Source organism: Polycyclovorans algicola TG408, assembly GCF_000711245.1.
Taxonomy (GTDB): domain Bacteria; phylum Pseudomonadota; class Gammaproteobacteria; order Nevskiales; family Nevskiaceae; genus Polycyclovorans; species Polycyclovorans algicola.
Map to the genome: position 1 here is coordinate 1,771,483 of NZ_JOMH01000001.1, position 25,467 is coordinate 1,796,949.

A 25,467-nucleotide genomic window follows, 5' to 3' on the forward strand; every position below is an offset into this window, starting at 1 on the left:
GCGGCGGGTTGGTTTGCAGGATGTTCCGCGGGTGAGCAGGCCTCAGGGGTGGGGTCTGACCCCACGCAGGGCTGCGAAGGCCGCTGTGCGGATTCGCCCGAAAATCTGTCGGTGGCCGACGTTGAGCAGATCGTCGCGCAGGCGGTTGGCGAAGCCCGCGCCCTTGGCGTTTCCGGCCACATCGCCGTCAGTGACCGGGTCGGGAATGTGCTCGGCGTTTTCTCGATGACCGGGTCGCCCGCCACGATCCGTATTGCCACGCCGGGGCGCGACATCACTGCGGGCCTTGAGGGGGTCAACGTGATCCCCGCCGTGGCCAGCGCAATCACCAAGGCCAACACGGCGGCCTATGTGTCGTCTGAAGGCAATGCTTTCAGCACCCGGGTGGCCAGCCAGATCATTCAGGAGCACTTCAACCCTGGCGAGTTCGATCAGCCGGGCGGCCCCTTGTTCGGGGTGCAGATTTCGCAGTTGCCTTGCTCGGATCTTTCGGCCCGTCATCAGGGCGTGGCCGCGTCGCCCGGACCGCACCGCTCGCCGCTGGGCATGTCGGCCGATCCGGGGGGCTTTCCCCTGTACCGCAATGGCACCGTGATTGGCGGGGTCGGGGTCGAAGTCGATGGCGCTTACGGCCTCGACACCAGCGTTTTCGATACGGATCGCGATGTCGATGAGTTGGTCGCGCTTGCCGCAACGTTTGGCTTCGCCGCGCCCCTGGATCGCCGCGCTGACCGCATCACGGTTGAAGGCAAAACCCTGCGCTTCAGTGACGTCAGCGATGCCGACCTGTTGAGCATGCCGGCGACGGTGAACGTGGCCGATGCGCTGAGCCTCGGCAGTTTCGTCTTGGTGCGCGGCTACACCGACGACACGGTGCGGGTCAGGTCCGGGACAGCGTTCGGCCAACCGGCATCGGGCATTCGGCCGGCCAGCGATGCGGAGTTTGCCGCCCGCGATGCGTTCATGCTGGTTGATGCCGCCAATCAACCCCGCTTTGCCCCGCGCGCCGGGACCGGCGCCGGTGCACTCAGCGCGGCCGAAGTGCGGGCGGTCATGCTCAATGCGCTGGATGTCGCCAACAGTGCCCGGGCGCAGATTCGTCGGCCACTGTCGACCCCGGCGCGGGTGTCGATTTTCGTGACCGATCGCAACGGCGACGTGCTGGGTGCCGTGCGCAGCCGCGATGCGCCGATCTTCGGCATTGATGTCGCCTTGCAGAAGGCGCGCACGGTCAATTTCTTCAGTGGATCCGATGCGGCCTCGGCACTGACGGCCCTCCCGGACGTTGGCTACCTGGTCAATGGTTTCAATGAGCGCCCCCCGGTTGCCCTTGGGGATTACGTGGCAGCCACCCGCGCCCTACTGGAGCGGCCCACGGCACTGGCAGACGGTCAGATCGCCTTCGGCGCGCGCACGATCGGCAATCTGGCCCGCCCCTTTCTGCCGGATGGCATTGTCGGCGCGCCGCCGGGACCGCTGTCGAAGCCGATGGGAGAATGGAGTGTGTTCTCCACCGGGTTGCAGGTTGATCTGGTTTACAACGCCCTGGTCGCCCACGTGGCTTTTTTGCTGGGCGCGATCCCCAATGACGTGCCACAGAATTGCACCGGCATCAGCCGGTTCTCTGAAGGGCTTCAGGTGGACTCGCCAATCGCCGCCCTTCCCAACGGCGTCCAGATTTTCTCGGGCGGCGTTCCCATCTATCGCGGGAACCAGCTGGTTGGCGCCATCGGCATCTCCGGCGATGGCATCGAGCAGGACGACATGATCGCCTTCCTCGGCCTGCACCGCGCGGGCGAGGCGCTGGGCGGGGCCATCGGCAATGCACCGGTGGCGCTTCGTGCCGATCAGTTGGTGATTGACGGTCAGAACCCGCGGTATGTGCAGTGTCCGCAGGCGCCGTTCATTGACAGCGACGAGGAGAACGTCTGTGCGGGCAAGTAATGGCCGTGTCGGTGTGATTCTTGCCCTGGTTGCCGCGCTGGCGGCGCTCCCGGTCAATGCGCAGGAGCGTCGCAGGGCCGGCCAGACCGTGGACCGCGAGGTGGAGGTTGATCTGCCCGATGCGCCGGCCACCACCCGGGACACCCGGCCGGCGGCACCGGTCCAGGCGCCTGCGCCAACCCGCCGTCGCCCGGGCCAAAGTGAAGACGTCAGGGTTGATGAGCCGGTGGTGCCGTCAGCGCCCGTCGGTGTGGCGGGCGATCAACGGCGTCGGCGACCCGGTCAACTGGAGGCCAACGTGCCGACTGAAACCGGCGAGCGCGCGTCGCCCGGCGCACCGAGGGGGCCGCGCACGCCGTTCAACACCAATCGCCGCAGCGGGCTGTTGGCGGTCGCCAAGCCGGACGCCGACGCGGTCTACGACAAGCAGCTTGTCGAAGACCGTTGGCAACTGACGCGGCAGCTTGGGCTGACCGATTTCTCGCGCCTCGACCCTTACAACCAGAACACGCTGAAGGCCGACCGGCCGGTGCACGGCGACTGGTTCTTCAACCTCGGCCTGACCTCGGATTCGGTGTTTGAACCCCGCAGCGTGCCGACGCCCACGGGCGCCCAGGGAGACGCCCAGCCCGGGCAGCTCGATGTGCTGGGGGGCACCGACCAAACGGTTTTTGCCCAGACCTCGATCCTTGCGCTGGTCTATTACAAGGGCAACACCACCTTCAAGCCACCGGATTACGAGTACCGCTTGACGCTGGCGCACCAGTACAACCATGTCGAGACCGATCAGGCGCGCGCATTGCGGGTGGACCCGCGTGCTGGCGTGGATCGTTCCGACAATCACCTGGCGGTGCAGGAACTGTTCTTCGACTATCACATTCGCAACGTCTCGAAACGCTACGACTTCGACTCGTTCCGGATCGGTATTCAGCCGTTCACCACCGACTTTCGCGGCTTTCTGTTTCAAGACCTGCAATTGGGGGCGCGACTGTTCGGGACCCGCAGCAACAACATCTTTCAGTACAACCTTGCGGCGTTCCGGCGGCTCGAGAAAGACACCAACAGTGGCCTGAATGACCTTGGCAAGTCATTGCGCGAAGACGATGTGTTCGCGGCCAACCTTTACTGGCAGGACTTCCCCTCCAAGGGCTTCATCAGCCAGGTGTCCATCGTTCACAACCGCAACCGCGAGGGCGATGAGGGCAGCCATTTCAACGAGAATCAGTTCATCGAGCGTCCTGCGTCGCTGGGTCTCGAAGCGCCCCGCAATTACGACGTCACTTATTTTGGCTTGAACGGCGACGGTCACTTTGGGCGCCTCAACCTGACGACGAGTTTTTATTACGCCCTGGGTGATGCCGAGCAGGGCGTGTTCGTGGCGCGCCCCACCGACATCGAAGCCGTCTTTGCCGCTGCAGAGGCGTCGGTCGACTTTGACTGGCGGCGCGTCCGCATCTCGGCGCTTTATGCCGGCGGCGACGAGGACCCGTTCGACGACAAGGAAACGGGCTTTGACGCCATCTTTGAAAACCCGGTGTTCGCCGGCTTTGACACCAGTTACTGGATACGCCAAAGCGTGCCGCTGATTGGCGGCGGCAGGGTGGGCATCTCGGGCCGTAACGGCGTGTTGAACTCGCTGCGCTCCAGCAAAGAAGAGGGTCAGTCCAACTTCACCAACCCGGGCACCGTCTTGCTGGGTGTGGGGACCGACCTTGATCTGACCCCGTCCTTCCGCCTGTCACTCAATGCCAACCAGCTCTGGTTTGCCGACACGGCGGTTGTCGAGGTTGCACGTAATCAGGGTGGCATCGACAAGGCGATCGGCACCGACCTGTCGGTGGCCACAATCTGGCGTCCATTCGCCTCGCAAAACGTGATCCTCAGGGGGTCCTTTGCCGCCCTTTTGCCGGGCAAGGGTTTCGAGCAGCTTTATGGCGACGAAACGCTTTATTCCGGCCTCTTGAACTTGGTGCTGGCCTACTAGGGCCTGTTAACAATTGCCGTATCGCTGCGTTGCCGTCTGTTTTTCGCCAGGCAAGGCGCGACTGAGGAAATCTGGTTATTCCAAATGACGAAGGAACAACGCCGCATGGCGGAAAAACAGACAGCAACCCAAAGGGGCCGGCCGGTTATGGCCCTGGACTTCGTTGGTCGTCGCTTGTGTGGAATGACCAAACCGCGCTTCTCCCGCCTCGCCCAAGGCCATAACCGACTCGGCCGCAGCGATGCGCCAATTGTTAACAGGCCCTAGCTATGAATTCGATTTTGAAAGGAATCATCGCCACCGCCCTGGTACTCGCCGGGGCCAGCGTCCATGCGGCAAGCGGCGAAAAGCCGCTGAAGATCGATTACCAACCGGCGCCGCCCGCGCCGGCATCGCAGATGCAGGCTGAAGCGGATGCCAAAAGCGAAGGCTGCGTGAGCTGCCACAGCGCGTCCGAGTCAAAAACCATGCACCGGTTGGAGGCGGTTGTGCTGGGGTGCACCGACTGTCACGGCGGGGATGCCAATGTATTCAAGGTGGGCAATTTTGCGCCCGACAGCGTGCCGTATCTGGACCTGTTGTCGAAGGCCCACGTGATGCCGACCTTGCCCGAGTCGTGGAATTGGCCGGACTCGAATTCTCCCGAGCACACGTACACGCTGGTGAATCATGAAAGCCCGGAGTTCATTCGGTTTGTGAACCCCGGTGATTACCGGGTTGCGCGCGAGGCCTGCGGCGCCTGTCACCTCCCGGTGATCGAAACCGCCGAACGCAGCCTGATGGCCAACACCGCGATGTTTTGGCAGGGCGCGGCCTACAACAACGGCATTCTGCCTTTCAAGCGCGCCATCCTCGGCGAGGCTTACACCCACCATGGCGAGGCGGCGACGCTCAAGGGTCCGGTGACGCCCGACGAGAACATGATCGCCAAGGGCGTCATCGACACGCTGTATCCACTGCCCGCCTGGGAAACCATCGAGCCGGCTGATGTGTTTCGCGTGTTCGAGCGGGGCGGGCGAAACATCGTGAACCTGTTTCCCGACACCGGCCTGCCCAACGTCGCGACCCTGCAGCCCGGCACCATTCAACGTCTGGAAGAGCCCGGCCGACCCGATCTGAAGCAGTCCAATCGTGGCCCCGGCACTGGCAACCGCATCGCGGTGCCGGTGCTCAACATGCACAAGACGCGGTTGAACAATCCGTTGATGTGGTTTCTCGGCACCAACGAGCAGCCGGGGGACTATCGCTCTTCAGGGTGCTCGGCCTGCCATGTCATTTACGCCAACGACCGTGATCCGCGCCATTCAGGGCCGTATGCCCAGCACGGCCACACCGGCCAGTCGGCCACGGCGGATCCGACCATCCCGAACGATCGCTCGGGTCATCCCATCGAGCATGTCTTCACCTCGGCCATCCCCACCAGCCAGTGCATGACCTGCCACATGCACCAGCCGAACATCTTCCTCAACTCGATGCTCGGCTACACGATGTGGGACTACGAGTCCGACGCGCCCGCGATGTGGCCGGAAGAACAGCAGTACCCCACCGATGAGGACTTTGCGCGTATCAATGAGCGCAACCCGGAAGAAGCCGCCGTTCGCGGCAAGTGGAGCGATCCCGAGTTTCTCAAGCAGGTCAGCGAACTCAACCCGACGCTGAATGACACGCAGTTTGCCGACTATCACGGTCACGGCTGGAACTTCCGCGCCATTCACAAACGCGACCGCAAGGGCAACCTCCTCGACGCCAAAGGCAACATCGTCGCCAACGACGATCCCGAGAAGTTTGAGAAGGCCGTGCACATGTCGAGCACCCACGTCGATGTGGGCATGCACTGCACCGACTGTCACTTCTCGCAGGACATGCACGGCGACGGCCACATGTATGGCGAGGTGGCACAGGCCATCGAGATCGAATGCGTGGACTGCCACGGCACCGCCGATGAATACCCACCCCTGCTGACCAGTGGTCCGGCGGCGCCTGAAGGCGGCACCGACCTGTCAACCATGCGGACGCCCTTTGGCGACCGGCGCTTCGAGTGGCGCGGTGGCGAGTTGATTCAACGCTCCAGCGTGACGCCGGGTCTGGAATGGTCGATGAGCCTGGTGAAGGACTCGGTCAATCCCGGCTCCAGCCATTACAACGAGAAGTCGGCGCAAGCCAAGACCGTTTCCAGCAATACCGAAACCCAGAATTTTGGTCCGGATGTGGCCGTTGCCGACCGCGCCCACCAGGATGACAAGATGCTGTGTGTCACCTGTCACACCTCCTGGACGACAAGCTGTGGCGGTTGTCACCTGCCCATCGAGGCCAACCGCCTCAGTGATCGCCTCAACTACGAGGGCGGCACCACCCGCAACCTTGCCACCTACAACCCGCAGGTGGCGCGCGATGATGTCTTCCAGTTGGGCATGCACGGCCCTGCCAAGGGTGGCCGGATTGCCCCGGTGCGTTCATCCAGTGCGCTGGTGCTGTCGTCGACCAATGCCAACCGCGAGAAGATCTACATCCAGCAGCCGCCCATCGCGGCCAGCGGTTACAGCTCGCAGGCCTTTGCACCGCACTACCCGCACACCGAGCGCAAGACCGAGACCAAGCAGTGTGACGACTGCCATCTGTCTCGAAAAAATGACAACAACGCCATCCTTGCCCAGTTGTTGCTGCATGGCACCAACTTCATGAACTTCATCGGCTACAACGCGTGGTTAGGGCTGGAAGGCCAGATCGCCGGCGTGAATGTGACCGAATGGGACGAGCCGCAAGCAGTCATCGGCAGTTACCTGCACCGTTACGCTTACCCCGATTGGCACGCTGAGCATGTTGCCCGGGGGCGGACCCTGACCAAGTCGGAGCGGCACAGCACCGGCGGCGATGTCGGCTGTTTGCAACTGCGCGGCGAATACCTCTACGTCGCGCAGGGCGGGCGGGGCTTCGAGGCCTATGACGTCGCCAGCATCGCCAACAAGGGCTTCAGCCAGAAGCTCATCAGCGCGCCGTTCTCGCCGCTCGGCCACAGAACCCGCGTCACCAGCAAGAACGCCACCTGCGTGGCGCTGCCGACCAACCAGCCGATTCACCCCGATCGCAATACCGAGTATCACCAGACGGTGAATCAGGAGCAGCCCTTCCATCCGGTCTACAACTACGCCCTGATCACCGACAGTGAAGAGGGCTTGATCCTGGTGGACGTCAACACGCTGTCCGATGGCGAGCTGCGCAACAACACCCTGCAGCGCGCGCTGACCTGGAACCCTGATGGTCTGTTGACCGGGGCGCGCCACCTGACGGTGGCCGGTCGCTGGGTGTACATCACCACCCCGCGCGGAATCGTCGTGGCCGACCTCGACGACCCGATGAAGCCGCAGGTCATCACCACGATTAACGTCGCTGACGCACGCTCGACGGCCGTGCAGTTCCGCTACCTGTTCGTGACCTCCGCGCACGGTCTGGAAGTGGTTGACATCACCAACCCCGAAACGCCGCGCATCGTCGACGGTGCCCAGGTCAAGCTCGACGATGCCCGCCGGGTCTACGTGGTGCGCACCTACGCCTACGTCGCTGCGGGCAAGGAAGGCCTGGTGATCATCGACGTCGAAAATCCCGAAGCCCCCAGGCTGTATCAACGCTTCACCGCCGATGGCGCCATCAACGACGCCAGCGACGTGAAAGTGGCCGCCACCAATGCCTCGCTCTTCGCTTACGTGGCCGACGGCGTCAACGGCCTGCGGGTGATTCAGCTGATGAGCCCCGAGACCCAACCCAACTTCTACGGATTCTCGCCAGAGCCCAAGCCCCAACTGATCGCCAGCCACGCCACCGACAAGCCCGCCCGCGCGGTCTCCGAGGGTCTACATCGCGACCGCGCAGTCGATGAAAGCGGCGGGCAGATTGCCGTCTTCGGCCGCATCGGCTCACGGCCATTCACCCTCGACGAGCAGCGCAAGCTCTACGTCGATGACGAGGGCAAGCCATGGTTTGTCCGAGATCGTCGTTAGTCAGCGGTTGTCTGTCTGCGGGCAGTTAACACCGTGATGCGGTCGCATCACGGTACGCCGCATGCGCACCACCCTTGACCTTCCTGACGATTTGCACCGCATTTTCAGATCACAAGTGGCCGTGCCCTCAACAGCGTAAAAGCAGAAGGCCTAGCCCCCTTCCTCCCCCTCCCGCAAGCGGGCGAGGGGAACAACGCGAGTGTGAAATCGAGTCTTCAATGGCCGCTGGTACCGCAGCCTCTGGAACGACAAGGTCGGCAGCATCATTATTCCGGACAGCGGTGCGCCGTCGCCGGAATGACGGTTGTTGTGTTGCGAAATGTATGCAGATGAACCAAGAAGGCTCGCTAGGGCCTTTACTCCCCTCTCCCGCCTGCGGGAGAGGGGCTAGGGGGAGAGGGCGGCGCCCGAAGGGGGCCGGGAGGTGTCGGCGAAGTCCGCCGCGCCTGCGGCGCGCCCTCTCCCGGCCTTCGGCCACCCTCTCCCGCAAGCGGGAGAGGGAAACAGCGCGAGTATGAAATCGGGTCTTCAATGGCCGCTGGTACCGCAGCCTTTGTAACGACAAGGTCAGCAGCATCACCAGCATCATTATTCCGGACAGCAGTGCGACTTCGCCGGAATGACGGTTGTTGTGTTGCGAAATGTAAGCACATGAACCAAGAAGGCTCGCTAGGGCCTTTACGCCCCTCTCCCGCCTGCGGGAGAGGGGCTGGGGGGAGAGGGCGGCGCCCGAAGGGGGCCGGGAGGTGTCGGCGAAGTCCGCCGCGCCTGCGGCGCGCCCTCTCCCGGCCTTCGGCCACCCTCTCCCGCAAGCGGGCGAGGGGAAACAGCGCGAGCGTGAAATCAGGTCTTCAATGGCCGCTGGTACCGCAGCCTTTGTAACGACAAGGTCAGCAGCATCACCAGCATCATTATTCCGGACAGCAGTGCGTCTTCGCCGGAATGACGGTTGTTATGTTGCGAAATGTATCCATATGAACCGGAGAGGCTCCCTGGGCCTTTAACTCCCCTCTCCCGCCTGCGGGAGAGGGGCTGGGGGGAGAGGGCGGCGCCCGAAGGGGGCCGGGAGGTGTCGGCGAAGTCCACCGCGCCTGCGGCGCGCCCTCTCCCGGCCTTCGGCCACCCTCTCCCGCAAGCGGGCGAGGGGAAACAGCGCGAGTGTGAAATCAGGTCTTCAATGGCCGCTGGTACCGCAGCCTCTGGAACGACAAGGTCGGCAGCATCACCAGCATCATTATTCCGGACAGTAGTGCGCCGTCGCCGGAATGACGGTTGTTGTGTTGCGAAATGTATGCACATGAACCAAGAAGGCTCGCTAGGGCCTTTACGCCCCTCTCCCGCCTGCGGGAGAGGGGCTGGGGGGAGAGGGCGGCGCCCGAAGGGGGCCGGGAGGTGTCGGCGAAGTCCACCGCGCCTGCGGCGCGCCCTCTCCCGGCCTTCGGCCACCCTCTCCCGCAAGCGGGCGAGGGGAACAACGCGAGTGTGAAATCGGGTCTTCAATGGCCGCTCGTACCGCGGCCTCTGTAACGACAAGGTCGGCAGCATCACCAGCATCATTATTCTGGACAGCGGTGCGCCGTCGCCGGAATGACGGTTGTTGTGTTGCGAAATGTAAGCACATGAACCAAGAAGGCTCCCTAGGGCCTTTACTCCCCTCTCCCGCCCGCGGGAGAGGGGCTAGGGGGAGAGGGCGGCGCCCGAAGGGGGCCGGAGGTGTCGGCGAAGTCCACCGCGCTGCGGCGCGCTTCGGCCACCCTCTCTCGCAAGCGGGTGAGGGGAAACAGCGCGAGCATGAATTTGCAGAGCTTCCCTAGCGAATTCGGTAATGCACCTGGGGTACATCCGCGTCGGGGCGTGCGCCCAGGCAAAAATAGCCTTCGCCGTGCAGTGGGAACGCCTCGTTGCGGACGTACACCGCTTCGCCGCCCCGGTCGGCCGGCATGACGAAGGTGCCATTGGTGCTGTGATCGACCAGGGTGAACTTGCCGCGCCGGTATTCGAGCGTCAGGTGCTCGCGTGACGCGAAGGCGGACGGGATGGGCCAGTCGCAGGCGTCCGCCCGCCCAAAGTGCAGTGGCAGGCCATCGCGATTAAACGAGTCTTCCCGGGACCCTTGCTGCAGCGTGATGGCGTACGCCGCATCTCGAAGCTCGGCGGGGATGATGAAAACCTCGGTTTGCGAGCGGCGCTCCCAAGACACCTGAAGGACGCCTTGCATCGCCCCGATGCCCTTGATGTCGACTTCGTCGTAGCGCTGAATGCTCGGGTGATGCCGCAGCGACAAGAGATCGAGGCTGGAGTCGTGCGTGAGGATCTGATCCGACTTGGCCATGTCGGCAATTCTGGCGGCAAGATTGACCGCGTCACCAAAAAAGTCGCCATCGCGCTCGACGACAGGACCGCAGGCAAAGCCGATTCGCCAACGGATCTCGGCGCCGCGTTCGTCCTGATGACCCTGGAAGGCGAGTTGAAGTGCCGTTGCGCATTCCACTGCCGCGTCCGCGTTGGGCAGCACCGCCAGCACGCAGTCGCCAATTGTCTTGATCGTCCGACCGCGATGCGTGGCGACAATTGACGATGCGCTCGACAGCGCATGGCCAACGCTGCTCTCGGCAGCCTCGTTGCCCAGTCGGCGATAGAGCGCCGAGCTGCCCACGATGTCGGCAAACAACAAGGCCAATGACGGCTGAGAGGAGGGTGAGTCCATCGTCAGCGCATCATTGGCCATGAGGTCTCTCCGGCAAGCGGCCGGTCAGAATCCGCTGGAGATCGGCAGCGAGGTGATCGGCAGCGTGTACTGATAGCTCAGCGTGAAATAACTTTCTTCGATCTCAACGTCCAGCGACCCGACGCTGGGGTCGTTGATGCCGACGTCACCCGAGAACTGGCGGTATCTCAGGCTGAACGAGTGCGGCGTGTCGGCGATGTTCGCGGTGGCGCGCAGGCTGACGCCATCAGCGTCGTCGAATTTCAGGCCGTCTACATCGACATTGCTGATCACGTAGGCCGCCCCGAAGCTGGCGATGATGCTTTGGCCGATCGGCAACCCTGAGTAGTTGAGGCCCGCGAAGTAACCATTTTCACGCTGGACATCGTCGTCAAACACGCCGTCCCCCTGACGAACATGACGGTAGCCCAGAAACGGTCCCCAGCCGTTTGCGAATTGCTTGCCGAACGTCAGGGTGATGTCGGTTGACTTGAAGTCTGCACCCTCGTCATCGTCAATTTGCTGCACTTCCAACTCGGTGTTGGCGTAGTAACCGTCAATGACCGCGATGATGCCGCCGAGAAGCCCGTAAACCAGTTCGTCACGCTCGGCCGAAGCGTCAACCGGTGCGCCGTTCTGATCAACCCCCGAGACGGTGAACTCGTTGGAATAAAGCCCACCCGACGCGCCAAGACGACCGTGGATGTCGAGGGCCGTTTGGGCTTGCGCGGCGAACGATGCCGCCAGCCCGACCAATGCCCCTGAAATGCCGATTGCATGTTTCATTTCCCGACTCCCAAAAAATGATGATTTTTGCAGCGCTCGCCACGCCTGAAGCATAAATGAACTTGGGTGAGCCAGCCACGGCAGCGGCGGCGGGATCGGTGGCTGATGACCGTCACGCTGACGCGCCTGAAACGCGTCCACCCATGCCAGCCGCGCGTGTGCGGCCGATGACGGAACGTCGTGTCAGAACCCGCCGGGAATCAGGACACGTCGCGTTGGCGACGGGGCAGGCGGCTCAGTCGGGCGCGGCGGCACGCGGGTGGGCGCCTCGGTGGGCGGCGGTGTGGCCACCGTCGGAACCGGGGTCGGTATGGGTGTCGGTCGCGGCGTGGCGGGTGGCGGTGTGCGGCGTGCGGTGGGTGCGGGTGTGGCTGCACGGGTCGGGATCGGCGTCGGTGCGCGGGTCGCGGGTGGAGCAGTCGCCGCCACGGTCGGACGCGGCGTGGGGCGCGGCGTCACCACGGTTGTCGCGGTCGGTGTCGGCGTTGAACTTGGCGACGCTGACGGGGTGACTGTCGCCCCATCATCGGATGCGGGCGGCTGCGGCGAGGCTGAGGGGGCCGCCGTCGCCGTTGGTGACGCGGTCGGGCTGGTGACCGGCGCCGGGTCGGATGGCGGGCCATCGGGCGTCTGATCGGCGCTGGGTTCCCACGGTTTCAACCAGAAAGCCAGCAACAACAGCAGCGTGATCAGCGCGCCTGCACCGATCCACAGCACGCCGCCGCGTCGTTTGTTGGGGTCGCTGCTGGCCTGCGCGCGCAGACGGGCTTTCTCTGCCTTTTTGGCGGCAGCGGCCGCCGCCTTGTCGCGCTTCGCCTGCTCGGCCGCCGCACGTTGCTGTGCCTGAGCCGCTGCCTTGGCCTGCGCCGCCGCTGTGGCGGCGGCGGCCTTGCGTTCGCGCTCAGCCTGATCACGTTGGCGCTTTTCTTCTGCCGCGGCCTCGGCGGCGGCCTTTTGCTGACGCTTCTGTTCGGCTTGCGCCTCGGCTGCGGCCGCCGCTGCCGCATCACGTTGCGCCTTTTCAGCCGCAGCGCGTTCGCGCTCGGCCTGCGCCTTGGCCTGCTTTTCGGCGGCCAGCGCGGCGTCGCGTTGACGCTTCTCTTCAGCCTCCTTGGCCCGCCGGGCAGCCTGCTCTTCAGCGGCCTTTTTGGCCGCGGCTGCCGCCGCTGCATCGGCTGCGGCTTTCTGTTGGCGTTTCTCCTCGGCCTGGCGAGCGTTCTCTGCCGCTTGCTTGGCATTCGCTTCCTCGCGTGCCGCTTCTTCGGCCGCGCGTTGTTCTTGCGCTGCCTTGTCCTGCGCCTGTTGCGCTGCCAACTGTGCAGCGTCCCGCTGGCGCTTCTCCTCGGCTGCCTTGCGCGAATTTTCGGCCGCAAGGCGCTCGCGCTCGGCGCGCTCGGTGGCTTCGCGCTGCGCCTGGGCTTCTTGCTGGGCCTTCTCAAGGGCCGCTTGCTCAGCACGCGCCGCTTCATCTCGGGCGGCCTGCTCCGCCGCCGCGCGCGCCGCCGCCGCTTGCCCCGGGTCGGTGGCGCGGGTTGCCGGCGGGCGCGGCATCGATGTCCGCGGGCCGGACTGCCGCAACGTCGGGTTTTGCTGGGTGCGGACATCTTGATCGGCGCCACCGGTGCCCGGCGCCGGGCTGCCGCCCTGTGCGATCTGCATCAGGGGCTCGATCGCGTCGATCAACGCTTCTGCAGACGCAATACGCTCGTCAGGGTCTTTGGCCAGCAACCCGTCCACGAGGTCCTGGTACGGCGCCAGTGACTCGGGCAGCCGCGGCACGGGTTCGGTGACGTGCTTGAAAATAAGTGCCAGCGCTTCTTCGGCATCGAAGGGCGGCTGCCCCGTCAGCATTTCGTAGAGCACGACGCCCAGGCTGTAGAGGTCGGCACGCGCGTCAACGGGCCGACCGCGGGCCTGCTCGGGGCTCATGTAACGGGGCGTGCCCATTGATGCGCCCGTGGCGGTCAAGCGACTGCTGGACTGCAGGGCCTTGGCAATGCCGAAGTCGGTCAGAACCGGGTGGCCCTGCTCGTCAAACATGATGTTGCCGGGCGTCACGTCACGGTGAACGAACCCTCGGCCATGCGCTTGCACGAAGGCGTCGGCGATTTCGCGCAGCACCCACAGGGCTTCGTCAGGGCGCATGCCGGCGTTGATGCGATGGCGCAGATCGCCGCCGCTCAGCAGCCGCATCGCGTAGTAGTGCAGCCCGTCGTGTTCGCCAACCTCGAACACCGTGACGATGTTGCGATGGTTCAGCGATGCCGACGAACGCACTTCAGACTGGAAGCGGCTTACCGCATTTTCGTTGCGGCCAAACTCGGGCGGCAGCACCTTGAGCGCGACTTCCCGGCCCAGCTTGAGGTCTTCGGCCCGGTAAACGTCGGCCATCCCGCCCGAGCCGAGGCGACCGAGAATCCGGTAATGCCCCAGCTCGTGCCCGTCAGGCAGGCGTGAACTCATCCTGGCTCGTCCACGAAGCAGCAGACGGCGGTCAGGTTGTCGCCCGCCTCGGTCTGCGCCAGCGTGGCCGCGATCAGCGCGTCGACTGCCGACTGCGGGTCGATCGCGTTGCGCAGCAGGTCGTCGAGCTGCGCCGGCGCCAGAAAGCCGTGCAGGCCGTCCGAGCACAACAGGTATCGATCACCGACCTGACAAGCCACCGTCTCGGTTTCGAGCTTGGCCTGCGGATGCTCGGTCAGGCCCAGCGCGCGCGAAACCACGCTGCGTTGCGGGTGGTCGCGTGCTTCGGCTTCGGTGATGGCCCCGGCGCGGAACAGTTCGTCCACCATCGAATGATCGCGACTCAAAACCTCCACACGCGCGTCGCGGCAGCGGTACAAACGGCAATCGCCCGCCCACGAATAACGGATTTCGTTGTTTGGCAAAAAGCTCAAGGCGATGACGGTTGCTGCTGGCGGGCGAGTGGACTTGTCACCATAAGTGGTGCGCAGATGCTGGTGCGCGGTTTCCAGCCCCAGCTCCACCGCCAGCCCGGATGACGCGCTGTTGCGGACCGCATCAATGATGGCGTTGCTGGCGACTTCGCCGCTGTCATGACCGCCCATGCCGTCGGCGACGACGGCGACACCGGAATCCTCTAGCCAGATCCAGGCATCTTCATTGTCGGCACGACGCTTTCCAACGTGGGTGCCACCTGAACCACGGATGAGGGCAGTCATCCCGCTATCATCGCAGCGCACCACAGGCTTGCGCCAGCCCCATAGGCTAGTTTGCAGTTCGTAGCTCGTAGGCTGGGTTGCAGCGAAGCGAAAACCCAGCGATCACCCCCAAACCCCCGTGCCGCTGGGTTTCGCAGGCTCTACCCAGCCTACAACCCAACAGCTCGACCCAGCCTACAACCGCGACCAGCACCGCCGCCCATGTTAGTGCGGCTCCGTAGGCTGGGTTGTAGCGGAGCGAAAACCCAGCGATCACCTTCAAAACGGGCACCGCTGGGTTTCGCAGGCTCTACCAGCCTACAACCCAACAGCGCTATCCAGCCTACAAACCTCGACCAGCACCGCCTCCCATGTCAGGGCTGCGCCGTAGGCTGGGTTGTAGCGAAGCGGAAACCCAGCAGGCACCAACAAGGCAAAAGTACGTCATTGACCTACATAAGTCACCGACTTACCATGAGCAATGGTCTTTCGGGAAACGCCAGTCTTCACCCAGCTCATCAAGGAGCTGATGGATGACGACCTTTATCGGCAGCTTCAGAACTTTCTGATCGAGCAGCCTGATGCCGGCGACCTCATAAAGGGCACTGGAGGGCTGCGGAAGGTTCGCTGGAAGCTGCCGGGGAAGGGCAAGCGCGGGGGCGTCCGAGTGATTTACTTCTGGCGAGTGGCCGAGGCCCAAATCCTCATGCTGCTGGCCTAGCCGAAATCTGAGGCCGACGACTTGTCGCCGGTCCAATCGAGGCAACTTCGTTTGATTGTGGAGAACTGGTCGTGAAGAAGGCACTGTTCAACCAACTGCTCGAAAGCGTGCAGCAAGCCAATGAAATCGCGCGTGGCGAGCGTCAGCCATCGCGTGAATTCTTCGTTGACGCCGCGAAGGTCAAGGAAGTGCGTGCGATCACCAAGCTGAGTCAGGCGAAGTTCGCTGCTGTGCTCCAGGTGGACGTGGGAACCCTTCGAAACTGGGAGCAAGGTCGTCGCAACCCCACAGGCCCGGCGAAGGCGCTGCTTCGTGCCATCCAGGCCGATCCGACAAACGTCCTGCGGGCCCTGCAGACACCGGCCTGAGCCGGACGCCTGCTGTAAAGCGGCTGGCGGACACGAGGCAGAGGCCCCGCTGGGTTTCGCAAGCCCCCGAGGCTGGATTGCAGCAAAGCGAAAACCCAGCATTCACCCCGCCGCCAGTGCCAAATGCGTCGCCATATTGCCCTGCAAATGTCATCTGCAATCGGTTAGAGTCGCATGCCCGTTCAAACCGTGAACGCATCGACATTCTGCCGCCCATTCTGTGACCGCCGCATCCGCCCACCTGAATGCTGAAGACGCCGCACTAGGCCCGCGCTGGCGATTGTTGATGACGCGCCCCCGGCAAGAAGGGCGCGTGGTGTCGCACCTGCAGCGTTTGCAATTGCCCTACCGGGCACCCGAGTGGGTCTGCGAACGCTTCACCCGGGGCCGCCGCCACACCAAAACCGAATGGCTGTTTCCACGCTACGTATTCGTGTGCGTCGACTTTGCCTGCACCCCGTTCAACCACCTCAAATACCTGGCGGGCGTGAGCGGGTTTGTGCGCCGTGAGCACGCGCCCATCATCGTCGCCGAATCGCTCATCGAAAGCCTCGACCGCGCAACCCGCGACGCGCCACAGCGCAAACCGCAACCCGCCATCGAACCCGGCGCCGCCATCAGGCTGAACGGCGGCGCCTATCACGACGTGCCGGCGGTCTTTCTTGAAGCGCACGGCGAGGCGCGCAGTCGCGTGCTGCTCAGTTGGCTGGGGCGCGACGTAGAAGCACAAATCGACAACTGCTACCTCAGCGTCGCCTGAAGCGGCGGGTGGCAGTGACTTGTTGAAACCGATTCTCATTCGGAGGGCGGGAGCGTGCCTGCCCACCCCCACCAACCCCTCAGCAAAAGGTCGTAGTGACCCAGCAAACCGATCCAGACCGCCTGCAGGAAGACGCTCACCTTAAGGTCATGCGCCTGCTGGCCAACGCACCGCAACTCAGCCAGCGCGAACTGGCTGAACGCCTCGGTATCAGCGTGGGCAAGACCAATTTTCTGCTGAAAGGCCTTGCTGAAAAGGGCCTGATCAAAGTGCAGAACTTTCGCAACAGCCAAAACCGGCTGAGCTATCTCTATCAGCTCACTCCAAGCGGCCTCGAGCACAAGGCCCACATGACCCTTCGCTACATGAAACGCCGAATGGCCGAATACGAAGCCCTTCGCGACGAAATTGCCCAACTGCAACGCGACCTTGACCCCCACATTGAGCCGCGTGCATCCCGGGGCGACCTCACTTGAATCTGGCAATGGAAACCACCGCCGCATGAACATCACCGTAGTGGGCACCGGCTACGTTGGCCTTGTCTCGGGCGCCTGCCTGGCCGACTCCGGCAACGACGTGCTGTGCCTTGACCTTGACCCCGCCAAAATCGACACGCTGAACAGCGGCGGCATCCCCATCCACGAACCCGGCCTTGACCAGGTGGTGGCACGCAACGTCGCCGCAGGGCGCCTGCGCTTCACCACCGACATTGACGAGGCTGTGGCGTTTGGCCAGTTGCAATTCATCGCCGTGGGCACGCCGCCCGACGAAGACGGCTCGGCCGACCTGAAATACGTCCTGGCGGCAGCACGCAACATCGCCAGCCGCATGACCGAACACAAAATCATCGTCGACAAATCGACCGTGCCCGTCGGCACCGGCGACAAGGTGCACCGCGCCGTGACCGAGGTGTTGGCGTCACGGGCGGTCAACATCCCCTTCAGCGTCGTCTCGAACCCCGAGTTTCTGAAAGAAGGCGCGGCGGTCGACGACTTCATGAAGCCCGACCGCATCATCATCGGCATTAACAAGGGCGACGACACCGCGCTTGACGCCCTGCGCACGCTCTACGCCCCCTTCCAGCGCAACCACGACAAGCTGGTGGTGATGGATGTGCGCAGCGCCGAACTCACCAAGTACGCCGCCAACGCCATGCTGGCCACGCGCATAAGCTTCATGAACGAACTGGCCCTGCTGGCCGAAAAGCTGGGTGCCGACATTGAGCACGTACGCCACGGCATCGGCTCTGACCCGCGCATCGGCTACGACTTCTTGTATGCCGGCTGTGGCTACGGTGGCTCGTGCTTCCCCAAAGACGTCAAAGCGCTTATCCACACCGGTCAGGTCGATGCTGGCATGGACCTGCACGTGCTCAAAGCCGTCGAACACGCCAACGACCTGCAAAAGCACGTGTTGGTCAACAAGGTGCAACAGGTGTTCGGCACCGACCTTACGGGCAAGCACTTCGCGCTGTGGGGCCTGGCCTTCAAACCCAACACCGACGACATGCGCGAAGCGCCCAGCCGCGTCATCGTCAACGCCCTGCTGACCGCCGGCGCCACCATCACCGCCTACGACCCCGTCGCCATGGACGAAGCCCGCCGCGCGTTGGGTGTCCTTACAGGCCTGAACTACGCCAAAACTGCCAAAGCGGCACTGACCGACGCCGACGCCCTGCTCATCGTCACCGAGTGGAAAGAGTTTCGCAGCCCAGACTTCCGCCTCATGCGGAGCGCGTTGAAGGCCAAAACCGTGTTTGACGGTCGCAACCTTTACGAACCCCGAGCGGTTCGCGACCAAGGCCTCACGTATCACCCCATTGGACGGGCAGGCTGACGTGAAGGTATTGGTTACCGGCAACGCTGGCTTCATCGGCTTCCACACCGCACAGAAACTATTGGAGCGGGGTGACTCTGTCGTCGGCTTCGACGTGGTCAACGACTACTACGACCCGTCATTAAAGGAAGCGCGCCTGCGTGAAATTGAGCGCACTGCCACCGAGACGGGCAGTGAGTACCACTTCATTCGCGCCAACCTGGCTGACCGGCAAGCCGTCGAGCGGTGTTTTGCAGACCATCAATTCGACCGAGTCATCCACCTAGCGGCCCAAGCCGGTGTGCGCTACTCGCTCGAAAACCCGCACGCGTACGTCGAGAGCAACCTCATCGGCTTCACCAACATCATTGAAGCCTGCCGCCATGCCGAAGTGCCGCACCTGACCTACGCCAGCACCAGCAGCGTGTATGGCGCCAACACCAAAATGCCATTTTCGGAACATGACGACGTCAACCACCCGCTGCAGTTTTACGCCGCGACCAAGCGTGCCAACGAGTTGATGGCCCACAGCTACAGCCACCTGTTCAAACTGCCGACCACCGGCCTGCGCTTCTTCACGGTCTATGGCCCCTGGGGGCGGCCCGACATGGCCTTGTTCCAATTCACAAGGAACATCCTCGCAGGCAAGCCCATCCAAGTTTTCAACCACGGTAACCACACGCGGGACTTCACCTACGTGGATGATATTGTTGATGGCCTGATCCGCGCCAGTGACCAGATAGCCCAGCCGAATCCCTCGTGGGACGGCAAGAAACCGGACCCCGCCACCAGTAATGGGCCTTGGCGCATCTTCAACATCGGCAATCACAGCCCAGTAAACCTGTCGGCCTATATCGATTCCATCGAGTTGGCGGTGGGCAACAAGTCCATCAAGGAATTACTACCCTTGCAGCCCGGCGACGTGCCCGACACCTATGCTGACGTCTCGGCGCTACACGAAGCGGTCGGTTACCGCCCAGCCACGAACATCGCTGAAGGCGTGAAGCGTTTCGTGGCTTGGTATCGCGGATTTTATGGCTGACGTTTCCACAGTGTTGTTGTCGAAAGCCGCACACCCACGAATGAACAGCCCCCAGCCATCTGAACCGCCTATCGACCGGTCGCCGACCCACCTGGCCGCGCGGGGTGTCGAGGTGAAGTACGCGGTGGTTTCCAACCCCGAGTTCTTCCAAGAAGGCGCGGCCATCGGCGACTTCATGAAAGGCGACCGCATCGTCATCGGCAGCAACGAAGACTGGGCCACCGAGCAACTGCGCATGGCCTACGCGCCCATCAACCGCAATCACGAAAAAATCATTGTGATGGACGTGCGTAGCGCCGAACTCACCAAGTACGCCGCCAACGCTATGCTCGCCACCCGCATCAGCTTTATGAACGAGCTGGCCAACCTGGCCGAAGTGGTGGGGGCGGATATCGAGCACGTGCCCCACGGAATCGGCTCCGGCAGCCGCATCGGCACCCACTTCCTCTACGCCGGCTGTGGCTATGGCGGCAGTTGCTTCCCCAAAGACGTGCAGGCCCTGGTCCGCACTGCGCATCATTACGGCAAGGACATGCAGATCCTCGGCGCCGTGGAGTCCGTCAACCAGGCGCAAAAGAGCGTGCTCTTTGCCAAGCTGGCGGACTTTTACGGCGGCCCGCAACACCTGCGCGGCAAAACCATCGCCGTCTGGGGCTTGGCTTTTAAACCCAATACCAATGACATGCGAGAAGCGCCCAGCCGCGCCTTTATGAGCCAGGTACTCAGCCACAGCGGCCGCATCCGTGCCTATGACCCGGTGGCCATTGCTGATTGCGAGCACTCCTTTGGCAAGCCCGAAGGCCTCACCTACGTCAGCACCGCCAAGGAAGCGTTGGAAGGCGCCAACGCGCTGGCCATCCTGACCGACTGGATCGAGTTCCGCAGCACGGATTTCTCGGCGCTGGCCAAGAAGCTCAGCGACAAGCTGGTGGTGGATGGGCGGAATTTGTATGAGCCGGAGTGGTTGATGAACGTGGGTTTGAATTACCGCTCGATCGGCAGGAAGTGGAAAAACCAGTGAGTATTCGAGTAGCCGCCAGCGGGCGTGTTCCGACTCAAACATGCTCGGCATGAGCTCCGCGATTGCCTTTCCACGCCGCGCGATGCGGCGCGTCTGGACCAGCAAATTTGCTCGCAATGTAGCGGTAGTCGCCTCCGGCACAGCGGGTGCACAGGCCATTACGATGGCTTTCGCGCCGTTTATCACGCGTATTTATGGCCCGGAAGCATTTGGCCTTTTGGGGACATTCACGGCGATTGTTGGCGTCGCCGCTCCTGCGGCGGCCTTAGCTTTCCCGATTGCCATCGTCTTGCCTAAAGAAGATAGTGACGCACTAGATCTGGCGCGGCTTTCCATCTTGTTGTCATTCATAGTCGCATTATTGGCGGCAGGATTAATAGCTCTAACTAGTGATCAACTCGCCAAAAGCATTGGGGCTCAATCTGTGGCTGGGCTGCTTTATTTAATACCCTTGGCGATGATCTTCTCCGCTTGGATGCAAATCGCCCAACAGTGGCTTACCCGTAAAACGCAATTTGGGGTGGTAGCCCGCGCTGCCGTTGGTCATTCATTAATATTGAATACTGCCAAGGTCGGTATCGGCTGGGTGCATTCGGGAGGAGCGGTGCTGATCATGCTTGCAACGCTAGGACCCGCTCTGCATGCAACGTTACTATTTCTTGGTGCGCGCAGACTGAGCAGGCCTATTAAAGTGAACAGCGAAAATGGGGCTCCCGAAAAAAGGTCCACTTTCCGACAGTTAGCCTATCGCTATCGTGATTTTCCAGTATATCGTGCGCCACAAAACTTAATAAATGCAGCTTCTCAAAGCCTGCCAGTACTAATGTTGGCTACTCTATTTGGGCCAGCACAGGCGGGGTTCTACACGCTCGGCATGTTGGTGATGGGTGCGCCAAGCAGCTTGCTCGGCAAGGCTGTGAGCGACGTGTTCTACCCGCGGATCACGAATGCGGCCCGAAATGGCGAGAACCTTTCTCAGCATATTTTGCGCTCCACGGGCGTGCTGCTGGGAATCGGCATCATTCCATTCGGTGCTGTGGTCATTTTTGGGCCTGATCTATTCAAGATAATTTTTGGAGCGCAATGGAGTAATGCCGGCGAGTATGCGCGCTGGTTGGCCTTGTTCTTTCTGTTTAACTTCATCAATAAGCCTTGTGTGGCGAGCGTACCCGTACTCGGCATTCAGCGCGGATTGCTTATTTATGAGTTGTTCAGTACCGCGGGGAAATCTTTAGCACTTGTAGCTGGTTTTTATTGGTTTAGCAGCGATATATGGGCGGTTGCGCTGTTCTCCATAAGTGGTGTAGCTACTTACGCTTTTATGATGTTGTGGATTTATTTGAATGCAAGAAACTGGAGCTCTGATGCAAAAGCAAGTAGATAAAAGTCATTACGATTTCGAGAGATATATCCGAAAGCCGCGGTGGGCAAGTATGTGGCATCAGGTGGCTGAGGTCTTGGCATTCGAGCCTTCCACGGTGCTTGAAATCGGTCCGGGACCAGGTGTATTCAAGGCTTTGGCAAGCCGATTTGGGCCCCGGGTTGAAACGCTGGACATTGATCCTGATTTGAAGCCAGATCATGTTGTCCCAGCCGATGAAATGCCTTTTGAAGATAATGCTTTTGATGTCGTTTGTGCTTTTCAGATGCTGGAGCATGTTCCTTACGAAAAGAGCCTGGCCATCTTTGCCGAAATGTCAAGAGTTTCCAGCAAAGGACTTGTAATATCTTTGCCCGATGCCGCAAGCCGCTGGCCACTGGCGGTCCATATACCCCGAATCGGATTAAAGTGGTTATCCATTCCCAGGCCCCGTCTTCGTCCAATGGTTCATAATTTTGACGGAGAGCACTACTGGGAAATTAATAAGGCAGGCTATCCTGCATCAAAAGTGGCGGAAGATTTATTAAGTGCAGCGTCCGTAAAATTGATTAAAACCTTTCGAGTAGATGAAAATCCCTATCATCGTTTCTTTGTATTTAGTACCTCCCAAAAGTCCGTGATCTCATGAATAAGTATGAGTAATGGGGGATTGCCCAGTCGGTCGATGCTGTCTGAAGCTTGACCGTATGATGTGTCGCCAACTTGCGAATAGATTATATTACTACAGACGGACAAAGTCCCGACAGCCTAGATTTTTTGGCATTAGGTTCACGGCAAAGCATTAGAATTTAAAATCATCAGCATCAGGTTGGGTTATTTTTTGTCAACAGCATAAGTTTAATGTCTATTGAACAAAAAATGTACAGCATGGGCGGTAGTGCGTAAATTAAAAAAATATTTCAGCGTCACTTACATGAATATATTAATATTAAATCTTGCTTTTTTTCCTAGAATAGGCGGAGTTGAAAATTCTATTAGGTCGATCTGTGAGCTGTATTCAGCTCGCGGAGACGCAGTTGTGGCGGTGGCTGCCGACGTTGTTGATGCGACAGGAGTGAGATATCCGGATAATCAGATGCAATTTGGGGCCCGTGTGAGACGTTTCAGGAAGGGGCCTATGGGAACCTACTACCTTTACTGCTACATGCTTCTTAGAAAGTTGCGCAGAGCTGAGAGGTTCGATCTTGTCATTTCTAGGAGCCACGTTACCACTCTGCTAGGCTATATGGCTGGATTCAGGGAAATTAACTATGTCGTGCCTGGCATAGTGAAGAACCAACAGATAGTCACTTTTAATGGATTGAAAAGTTTCTACGTAATTTTGAAAAAGAAAATCAACGAACTTATCCAGAAGTTGAGTTTTAGTGTTGCGGAAAGAGTTTTTGTATTTAGCGAAACAATGGCCATTCAAGTTCGTCAGATCTGCGCATCGGCAAACATTATAAAAACATTTCCAGGGTGTGATGTCGTTCGCTTCAATTACTCTTCCGAAAAAAGGGAGACTTTAAGAAGATTTTACAATATCTCTCCATCTGAAAAGATCGTTTTATGCGTTGGCCGTTTAAGTCCTGAGAAGGGTTTTGATCACGCAATTAGAGCGATTTCCAGACTCCCGGAGAATTATAAGTTATGGATTGTTGGCTCCGGGCCGTATGAGAGCCATTTAAGGGTGGTGGCAGCAGCGGTCAACTCAGTTGACCGAGTGCACTTTGTCAGGCAAACAACAGAGCCAGAACAATATTACAAGATCGCTGATGTTTTTCTCTTTACGTCGTCTTACGAACCTTTCGGGCAAGTGCTGCTTGAGGCGGCGTTTTCCGAGTTGCCAATCGTCGCTTTTGACCCGCAAAGAATGGGTGGCGTTAACACCGCCACTCGAGAGATATTCGTGGGTTTCGATGGCTTAGTTCACTTTGTCGACCAGCATTCTAACTTGCCGCTTGCAATAATGCATGTTAACAAAGGAAACATTAATAGCCTAATTTGTCAAAACTTCAAAGAAAAGTACACTTGGCTTCAATTGGTACGGTACTTGGACATGAGTACAGATCGATTTGGTGATGATCACTAGAACACGTAACCAACCTATTCAGTGGATAGGATATTTCGATAGTCGAGATTCTGGCGTTGTCAGTTTCCCGGAAACCGGAAGGTTCTTAACTAGGGTCTGCCTGATAATCACACACCATGGGTAAATCAGTATTGCTCGGATGATCTATTGAGAGCCGGATCTCGATGAGGCAGTTGAGCCTTGCGTTTTGGTTTGTGGTGTTGTCAAGCGGACCCGCGATCGGTTCTTTCCAGAAGAGTCGGATGAGGTGGTGCGTTACGGGAGCCGTGAGCCCTGACTTGGTGGAAAAGGAGGTCCTGAATGATGTTCCCCTGTATAGCGAATTTATCGGAATTGAGCTGGTGTAGATTGGATGCCCGTCCAGAGCCACGCCGTGCGTTTCCGGCACCTGCTTGGCCAGCACAGGTCTGTTCCAACCGTGATACCAGGGCGCATCAACTAATTGCTCGCTACACGGTGGCTAGTGCTGCGGGCGGGCATGTAGGCCCAGTTTCAACCTGAGCCGAATTTTCACGAGAGTGTGAGTGCCCACTAGAATGTTCAATCGCAGGCTTGACTTACTTCGCGGTACATTTAGCAATGCTGTTTTGTATGAGTCCTTAGATGACTGCTAAAGATAAAAGAGCTATGTCAGCAGCGATATTAACTTCGATAATTCTCGCTTCACTAGTGGTTTTTCTTTACAGCTATTTCTTATCTGCGCATTATGTTGGTGGTGATCAGGAGATCTATCGCTTAGCTTATTCGGAGCTCAGTAAACTTTCCATTTCTGATGGCATCAGAGTTTACGCGGCGAGAATACTCACACTTGAGTTGGGTCACTACGTCATCACTTGGGTTGCAAGTCGATTCTTTGACAAAGATCTTTTTATGGCGATATCTAACGCCATTTTGGCCTATTATGCAATAAAAGTGTTGAGGGGGTGGGGAGGGTCCCTCTTAATTGTAATTTGGATAGTGCTATTTAGTTTTTATTTTATCGCATTGTACTTGTCTGCTGAGCGGCTAAAATTCGCATTTCTTTTCTTTGCTATAGCGATTAATTGCACTTCGAGAGTAAGGGCTGGTGGATTTTTTATAGTTTCTTTGCTGACTCATTTGCAAATGCTTCTTGCTGTCGTTATGGGAATAATTTCAAAGTCCGGCCCATTACTAAAAAGTCTTCTGATCAAGGGGCGATTGAAGTTTGGCGCAGCAATATCTGCTATTGCTATTTTTTTGATTTCTGGCTGCTTGTTTCTATATTTTGACAGGCATATTTATTCTAAAATAAGCGCATATCACGGCGGCACAGATGCTGTTGATTATCTTAGAATTGCCATTTTTTTTTTATTATCACTCTTGTATGCTAATGGAAGAAGGCTCCATGTTGTTTTTTTGTTTTTAATTCTATCTATTGCAGTTCTTTTTGTCGGTGAAACAAGGATAAACATATTCGGATACTTCGCATTTCTCCACTTTGCGTTGCCATATAAGGGTGGTTTTAATATTGGAGTTCTGTCAACTACCGCTTATTATTCATATGGATGGGCTAAGTATGCTATGACTGTACTCCAGTGTGGCTCTAACATTCCGTGTTAAGGAGCAGTTACAGTAAAAATGGATTGTCGTGTTTTTAACGAATAGCTGCCCTAATTTCTCTGCTCTCCCTTTAAATCACGCGCCCATTTACAGGTTTTGGGGAATGAAGTTTTCAAAATATTTTTTTGAG

General features: G+C 59.8%; 18 protein-coding genes. 14 read left to right on the forward strand and 4 right to left on the reverse strand.

Translation table 11 applies throughout. The features are described from left to right. Positions 1 to 48: 48 nt before the first annotated feature. The 3 genes from U741_RS0108555 to U741_RS0108565 all read left to right on the forward strand — a co-directional run bounded on the left by U741_RS0108555 (position 49) and on the right by U741_RS0108565 (position 7,923). Complete coding sequence (locus U741_RS0108555; protein ID WP_200872699.1) at positions 49 to 1,944, forward strand: heme-binding protein; 1,896 nt, start codon at positions 49 to 51, stop codon at positions 1,942 to 1,944. Further along, on the forward strand, positions 1,931 to 3,928 hold the full coding sequence (locus U741_RS0108560) for a hypothetical protein (RefSeq protein ID WP_052378642.1): 1,998 nt from the start codon (positions 1,931 to 1,933) through the stop codon (positions 3,926 to 3,928). Before U741_RS0108555 ends, U741_RS0108560 begins: the two co-directional genes overlap by 14 nt. Before the next feature lie 269 nt (positions 3,929 to 4,197). Beyond that, positions 4,198 to 7,923, forward strand: coding sequence for an LVIVD repeat-containing protein (locus tag U741_RS0108565; RefSeq protein WP_029890066.1), 3,726 nt, complete (start codon positions 4,198 to 4,200; stop codon positions 7,921 to 7,923). Positions 7,924 to 9,733: 1,810 nt separating this feature from the next. Here U741_RS0108565 and U741_RS0108570 read toward each other — a convergent pair. The 4 genes from U741_RS0108570 to U741_RS0108590 all read right to left on the reverse strand — a co-directional run bounded on the left by U741_RS0108570 (position 9,734) and on the right by U741_RS0108590 (position 14,598). Then, on the reverse strand, positions 9,734 to 10,651 hold the full coding sequence (locus tag U741_RS0108570; protein ID WP_029890067.1) for an adenylate/guanylate cyclase domain-containing protein: 918 nt from the start codon (positions 10,649 to 10,651) through the stop codon (positions 9,734 to 9,736). Positions 10,652 to 10,675: 24 nt separating this feature from the next. Beyond that, positions 10,676 to 11,416 (reverse strand): hypothetical protein, encoded by a 741-nt coding sequence (locus tag U741_RS0108575; RefSeq protein ID WP_029890068.1) that lies wholly within the window; start codon positions 11,414 to 11,416, stop codon positions 10,676 to 10,678. A gap of 183 nt (positions 11,417 to 11,599) precedes the next feature. Continuing rightward, on the reverse strand, positions 11,600 to 13,879 hold the full coding sequence (locus U741_RS18350) for a serine/threonine-protein kinase (protein WP_052378643.1): 2,280 nt from the start codon (positions 13,877 to 13,879) through the stop codon (positions 11,600 to 11,602). Next, positions 13,876 to 14,598: a PP2C family protein-serine/threonine phosphatase gene (locus tag U741_RS0108590; protein WP_029890069.1), complete on the reverse strand. Its 723-nt coding sequence runs from the start codon at positions 14,596 to 14,598 to the stop codon at positions 13,876 to 13,878. The genes U741_RS18350 and U741_RS0108590 overlap by 4 nt, the downstream gene beginning before the upstream one ends. Before the next feature lie 508 nt (positions 14,599 to 15,106). On the opposite strand from U741_RS0108590, the gene U741_RS19700 reads away from it, so the two are divergent. The 11 genes from U741_RS19700 to U741_RS19205 all read left to right on the forward strand — a co-directional run bounded on the left by U741_RS19700 (position 15,107) and on the right by U741_RS19205 (position 25,337). After that, entirely contained in the window at positions 15,107 to 15,298 is a 192-nt protein-coding gene (locus U741_RS19700) for a type II toxin-antitoxin system RelE/ParE family toxin (protein WP_235200194.1), read from the forward strand. Between the two features lie 71 nt (positions 15,299 to 15,369). After that, positions 15,370 to 15,666: a NadS family protein gene (gene nadS, locus U741_RS0108600; protein ID WP_029890070.1), complete on the forward strand. Its 297-nt coding sequence runs from the start codon at positions 15,370 to 15,372 to the stop codon at positions 15,664 to 15,666. Positions 15,667 to 15,886: 220 nt separating this feature from the next. Next, positions 15,887 to 16,426, forward strand: a complete 540-nt coding sequence (locus U741_RS0108605; protein WP_029890071.1) for a transcription termination/antitermination NusG family protein — start codon at positions 15,887 to 15,889, stop codon at positions 16,424 to 16,426. Positions 16,427 to 16,521: 95 nt separating this feature from the next. Continuing rightward, complete coding sequence (locus tag U741_RS0108610; protein WP_084154754.1) at positions 16,522 to 16,902, forward strand: MarR family EPS-associated transcriptional regulator; 381 nt, start codon at positions 16,522 to 16,524, stop codon at positions 16,900 to 16,902. 25 nt (positions 16,903 to 16,927) lie between these two features. Beyond that, a complete protein-coding gene (locus U741_RS0108615; protein WP_029890073.1) occupies positions 16,928 to 18,262 on the forward strand; it encodes a UDP-glucose dehydrogenase family protein in 1,335 nt (444 codons plus the stop codon). Position 18,263: 1 nt separating this feature from the next. Further along, complete coding sequence (locus tag U741_RS0108620) at positions 18,264 to 19,283, forward strand: NAD-dependent epimerase (RefSeq protein ID WP_029890074.1); 1,020 nt, start codon at positions 18,264 to 18,266, stop codon at positions 19,281 to 19,283. Between the two features lie 40 nt (positions 19,284 to 19,323). Continuing rightward, positions 19,324 to 20,304 (forward strand): UDP-glucose dehydrogenase family protein, encoded by a 981-nt coding sequence (locus tag U741_RS0108625; RefSeq protein WP_052378644.1) that lies wholly within the window; start codon positions 19,324 to 19,326, stop codon positions 20,302 to 20,304. 40 nt (positions 20,305 to 20,344) lie between these two features. After that, entirely contained in the window at positions 20,345 to 21,688 is a 1,344-nt protein-coding gene (locus U741_RS0108630) for a lipopolysaccharide biosynthesis protein (protein ID WP_043110239.1), read from the forward strand. Continuing rightward, positions 21,669 to 22,313 (forward strand): class I SAM-dependent methyltransferase, encoded by a 645-nt coding sequence (locus tag U741_RS18915; protein WP_084154756.1) that lies wholly within the window; start codon positions 21,669 to 21,671, stop codon positions 22,311 to 22,313. The genes U741_RS0108630 and U741_RS18915 overlap by 20 nt, the downstream gene beginning before the upstream one ends. A gap of 249 nt (positions 22,314 to 22,562) precedes the next feature. Next, complete coding sequence (locus tag U741_RS0108635; RefSeq protein WP_152551550.1) at positions 22,563 to 23,756, forward strand: glycosyltransferase family 4 protein; 1,194 nt, start codon at positions 22,563 to 22,565, stop codon at positions 23,754 to 23,756. A 603-nt stretch (positions 23,757 to 24,359) separates the two neighbouring features. Continuing rightward, positions 24,360 to 25,337, forward strand: coding sequence for a hypothetical protein (locus tag U741_RS19205; RefSeq protein ID WP_152551551.1), 978 nt, complete (start codon positions 24,360 to 24,362; stop codon positions 25,335 to 25,337). The last annotated feature ends 130 nt before the right edge of the window (positions 25,338 to 25,467 follow it).

Excerpts from the sequence above, each read along its gene's own strand:
- U741_RS0108565 (WP_029890066.1), top strand. The coding sequence starts at position 4,198 with ATGAATTCGATTTTGAAAGGAATCATCGCCACCGCCCTGGTACTCGCC.
- U741_RS0108570 (WP_029890067.1), bottom strand. The coding sequence starts at position 10,651 with ATGGCCAATGATGCGCTGACGATGGACTCACCCTCCTCTCAGCCGTCA.
- U741_RS0108575 (WP_029890068.1), bottom strand. The coding sequence starts at position 11,416 with ATGAAACATGCAATCGGCATTTCAGGGGCATTGGTCGGGCTGGCGGCA.
- U741_RS18350 (WP_052378643.1), bottom strand. The coding sequence starts at position 13,879 with ATGAGTTCACGCCTGCCTGACGGGCACGAGCTGGGGCATTACCGGATT.
- U741_RS0108590 (WP_029890069.1), bottom strand. The coding sequence starts at position 14,598 with ATGACTGCCCTCATCCGTGGTTCAGGTGGCACCCACGTTGGAAAGCGT.
- U741_RS19700 (WP_235200194.1), top strand. The coding sequence starts at position 15,107 with ATGGATGACGACCTTTATCGGCAGCTTCAGAACTTTCTGATCGAGCAG.
- U741_RS0108615 (WP_029890073.1), top strand. The coding sequence starts at position 16,928 with ATGAACATCACCGTAGTGGGCACCGGCTACGTTGGCCTTGTCTCGGGC.
- U741_RS0108625 (WP_052378644.1), top strand. The coding sequence starts at position 19,324 with ATGAACAGCCCCCAGCCATCTGAACCGCCTATCGACCGGTCGCCGACC.
- U741_RS0108630 (WP_043110239.1), top strand. The coding sequence starts at position 20,345 with ATGCTCGGCATGAGCTCCGCGATTGCCTTTCCACGCCGCGCGATGCGG.
- U741_RS18915 (WP_084154756.1), top strand. The coding sequence starts at position 21,669 with ATGCAAAAGCAAGTAGATAAAAGTCATTACGATTTCGAGAGATATATC.
- U741_RS19205 (WP_152551551.1), top strand. The coding sequence starts at position 24,360 with ATGACTGCTAAAGATAAAAGAGCTATGTCAGCAGCGATATTAACTTCG.